Source organism: Xanthovirga aplysinae (genome assembly GCF_009711365.1).
GTDB classification, from domain to species: Bacteria; Bacteroidota; Bacteroidia; order Cytophagales; family Cyclobacteriaceae; genus Xanthovirga; species Xanthovirga aplysinae.
This window is the reverse complement of record NZ_SMMB01000851.1, coordinates 1-4,721: the sequence shown is the minus strand read 5'-3', so window position 1 is coordinate 4,721 and position 4,721 is coordinate 1. Positions and strand designations below refer to the sequence as shown.

The 4,721-nt window shown below is 37.4% G+C and carries 2 protein-coding genes; both read left to right on the top strand.

Features of this window, described 5'->3' with window-relative positions:
• The first annotated feature begins 110 nt into the window (after positions 1-110).
• Positions 111-1,964: a M61 family metallopeptidase gene (locus E1171_RS06755; protein ID WP_155205248.1), complete on the top strand. Its 1,854-nt coding sequence runs from the start codon at positions 111-113 to the stop codon at positions 1,962-1,964.
• A 152-nt stretch (positions 1,965-2,116) separates the two neighbouring features.
• Positions 2,117-4,721 (top strand): glycogen debranching protein (locus E1171_RS06750; RefSeq protein ID WP_155205247.1); only part of this gene is annotated, 2,605 nt, incomplete at its 3' end.

The following is a 4,721-nucleotide window of genomic DNA, read 5'->3' as shown; positions in this document are numbered from 1 at the left end:
GTCAGACTAATCCAACACTTTGAAGTTTTAAGACCTTTGTCCATTTTAACCCTGAAGAATATTCCTAATTCTGTAAAAGCAGCAAAACTTCCTTTAATAATAAATTGTATATGAGATTACCTTTTTTTCTCCTTTTTCTCTTATTCCCTCTCTCTTTAAATGCACAAAATAGGTCGGCTGAAAAGACCGATACCTACCAGGTGTCTATTAATTTAAATGAGGTACAAAATGACCAATTGAAGGTAGATATCCTTGTTCCTTCAATGGAGGGGGACACTTCAGAATTCATCTTTCCAAAAATTGTCCCAGGCACATATTCTATTTCTGATTATGGTCGATTTATCAGTGAGTTCAAAGCATTTGACAGTCTTGATAATTCCCTCCCCGTACAGCCAATTAGCGTTAATCAATTTCAAATAAAAAATTCCTCTAGGCTAAAGAAGATCAGTTATTGGGTACATGACACTTTTGATTCTCCCCTTGAAAACCCCATCTTTGAACCGGCCGGTACGAATATTGAAGCCAACAAAAACTATCTAATTAACACCTTTGGTTTCATTGGTTTTTTCAAGGGATATGAAAATAACCCCTTTAAAATCATAATTAAGCATTCCTCCGACCTTTATGGAGCTACCTCCTTAAAAAGGATTTATAATGATGCTGAAACGGATATTTTTCACAGTAAAAATTACGTTAACCTGGCTGACTCACCCATTATGTACTGCAAACCGGACACGAGCCATTTGATTATTAATGGAACCCATATCCTTGTTTCGGTCTACTCCCCTAACGGCTTGCTTTCATCAGACTTTGTTTTAAAAAAGGTAAAAGAGACTTTAGCGGCACAAAAAGCATATCTTGGAGGTTCTCTACCTGTTGACCGCTATACTTTTATTATTTACCTCTCACCTCTAAAAGGAATATCTGGTAGTTGGGGGGCATTAGAACACTCCTACTCTTCGGTCTTTTTTTTACCAGAGGTGAATCCAGAAGCTTTAGCACGCACCATTCGCAATGTTTCAGCTCATGAGTTCTTTCACATTGTTACTCCTTTAAATCTCCATTCAGAGGAAATTCAATATTTCGATTTCCTACAACCCAAAATGTCCGAACATCTTTGGCTTTATGAAGGGGTTACTGAGTATTCGGCTATGAACATGCAGGTAAAATATAAGCTAATGAACCTGCAAGATTATCTGGCTGTAATTCAAAGAAAAATAAATGCAGCTGACCGGTTCAACGATAACCTACCCTTCACCGTCATGAGCAAGGGTTGTTTAGATAAATACGCTGACCAGTACGAAAACGTGTATCAGAAAGGGGCTCTAATTGCCATGTGCTTGGATATTAAGCTAATTGAGTTATCAAATGGAAAATACAATCTCCAGGCATTAATCCGAGATCTATCAAAGTTGTATGGCCCTAATAAACCCTTTAAGGATCATGAATTATTCGACAAGATTGAAGAACTAACCTATCCTGAGATTGGTATTTTTCTTAAAAACTATGTGGCTGGAACCAAAAAATTACCCTATCGAGATATTTTAGCATTGGTTGGAGTAAATTTTATTGCCCATGAAAAAATAGAGGAAATCACCTTGGGAAACATAACGCTGGATTTCAACCCGGAGACTCAAAGAGTGTATATCAAAAGCTTAAAAGGTTCAAATGAGTTTGCGAAAGAAATAAAATACAAGGTAGGAGATGAAATCATAAAGTTAAACGGAATGGAACTAAATTCAACGAATTTCCAATATGCCTTTAATGCATTCAAAAACAACACCAATGAAGGTGATAAAGTAATTATTCAAGTTGCCCGTAGACGGAAAACAGGAAACTTTAACTACAAAAGGCTGAAGGCGAAAGCTATGAAAATCACCTTAGAAAAAAGAAATTCCGTGGAAATTATGAACCAACCCTCTCTAAGACAATTAGACTTCCGAAAAATCTGGACCAATCCATAAATCATTAATTTGCAATAATTTACCACAAGGATAAAGCAAGTAGATTTCCATAATCCCAATTAAAAGCCCTCCAAAAACTAAATCTTTTAACAGATGATTCATTTATTATGTACTAGTAATAAACCATTTATTTTAGACTGCTCAAATTTCCCATGAAAATAAATCAACTTTTCTTTTTTCTACTCATCCTACTGATTAGCTGTAAACTAAAAAACAGGCATCCCGAGGCCATTTATTCTTCCAAAGAATATCAACTCTATCCGGATCGCGTAGTACAGGGGAAGTATACTGCTCAGGCTTTATCAGATACAAAAATCACTTCAAATTATTTTAGCCCTTTAAATCGTACCTACAGTCGAAACTTCAGGTTTAAATTCAGCATTAATGGTCAGGACAATGAACTTCCCAAAGGAGTTTATCACCACCTTTTTTTAAAACCTGACAGCACTAAGGAAATAAATTCTCCCCTGCTAGTTTTTGGTAAGCCGGAACCAGATACCCTCCCCGCTTTAGAAAAAGATTATCTGGAACCTAATACCATTTTAAACATCAAATTAGACATGAGACCTGTCTTAAGAGACTTTAAGAATAAGGGGTTTCACACATTGGCAAATGGAGAAAGAATAACAGCCAATGAATTTCTAGGAGTTTATATCTGTGGAACAGCTGAACCTCTAAGTAGGGACTTTGAAAATTTGGCCGATCAGGCCGAGTTTCAATTGAAGGACTTTAGCGGGGACAGCATTTATGAAATATCCCTTCTTTTAAATCCTTTTCATCCACTGGATAGGGAAGAGAAAACTTGGAACCTCCAAAGTGACCTCTCCAAATATCCCAAATATAGGTCTGATCAACTACTAATTGATGCACTCTATAATTTATCCCTGGAAGAATTAATCAAAAATATTCGGCCAGACAGCACATTTATGGCTGGAGAAGATTGGAACTCCATATGGACAAGAGATATTGCTTATTCTACCCACCTAGCCCTTGCCCTAATAGAACCTGAACTTGCCAAGGCTAGCCTAATGAAAAGAATAAAGGATGAGCGTATTATCCAGGACTCTGGAACAGGTGGTTCTTGGCCCATCTCAACCGATAGAATTAGCTGGATATTGGCTGCCTGGGAAATTTTTCTATTCACTGGAGACATGGAGTGGCTTCGCTCTGTTTATCCAGTTATCCTTAACTCTATTAGAGATGATTTAAAAATTGTCACAAACCATGATAATGGCCTCATGCAAGGAGAGTCCACCTTTTTAAATAGTCAATCTCAGAGTTATCCTTTATGGATGGAGCCTGCAGATATTTATGAATCCCAATCCTTAAGTACAAATGCACTATACTTCAGGGTTTTTCAAATCATTTCCGAAATGATGGAATTGATGGGAGAGCCTGGCATTGGTTTTCAACAATTATCCCAGGAATTAGGCACAAAAATCAATCAACACCTCTGGATACCCAAAAAAGGGTATTACGGACAATACCTTTATGGTCGATTTTATTTTATACTATCTCCACGTTCTGAAAGTTTGGGTGAGGCATTTACGGTTTTATTTGGAGTAAGTGATCAAAAAAAATCGCAGGTTGTGATCAGTAATACTCCAGTAACCAAATATGGAGTCCCCTGTATATTCCCTCAGATCCCAGAGATCCCCCCCTATCATAATAATGCCATTTGGCCTTTTGTGCAAGCATACTGGACCTGGTCGGCGGCAACCACAGGTCATCTTAAAGCAGTAGAATTTGGTTTGGCATCCATTTACCGACCTGCAGCTTTATTTTTAACCAATAAAGAAAATTTTACTATAAAAAATGGGGACTATCAGGGTACCAAAATAAATTCCGACCGACAGCTGTGGAGTATTGCCGGTAACCTTGCTATGATTTACCGAGTATTTTTCGGCATGGAATTCAGTGAAGAAGGACTTCGGTTTCATCCCACCGTACCAAAAAGCTTTAAAGGAGAAAAGCACCTTTCCAACTTCAAGTACAAAAATGCAACCCTGGACATTAGCTTAACTGGTTTTGGAACAAAAATTAAGAGCATCACCCTGGACGGTGAACCCTTAAAGGAGGCTCTAATCGTAAATGACCTTAATGGACCTCATAAAGTCAATATTGAATTGGAAGAAAGCTCAATTTCCAAACAAAAAATTCACTTAGTGGAAAATGACTTCACCTCTTTAACTCCAGATTTAACCAAAACATCAACGGGTATACAATGGAAGCGATTAGACAAAATTATGGAATTTCTAATTTACAAAAATGGAAATAGATTGGAACGAACCACAAAAAACCACTTCAAGACAAGAGATGAGGATAAATTTAACACTTACCAATTAAGTGCTACCAATTTAAAAGGTTATGAATCTTATTTAAGCCTACCAATTCTTAAAATAAATGAAGACGCTTATGACATTTTTGAAGCGGAAGAGGTAGCACCTACCTCCGATCTCCAATACACAGGTTTTAGCGGACAAGGCTTTGTGGCTTTATCCAATAACTTGAAAGAAAAGGTTATTTTTAAAATAAAGATTCCAAGTGCAGGTGAATATCTCATCGATTTCCGGTACTCCAATGGAAACGGAGCTTTAAGTGCAGGTAATACCTGTGGCATTCGGACACTAATGGTCAACGGCAAATATACTGGAGCTGTGGTCTTTCCCAATCGAGGATATCAGAACTGGTCAGATTGGGGCTATACCAATTCCATAAAAACTTGGTTAGAAGAAGGGGAAAACTCCCTGGAGTTAA

Coding starts and splice junctions, on each gene's coding strand:
- E1171_RS06755 (WP_155205248.1), top strand. CDS start 111: ATGAGATTACCTTTTTTTCTCCTTTTTCTCTTATTCCCTCTCTCTTTA.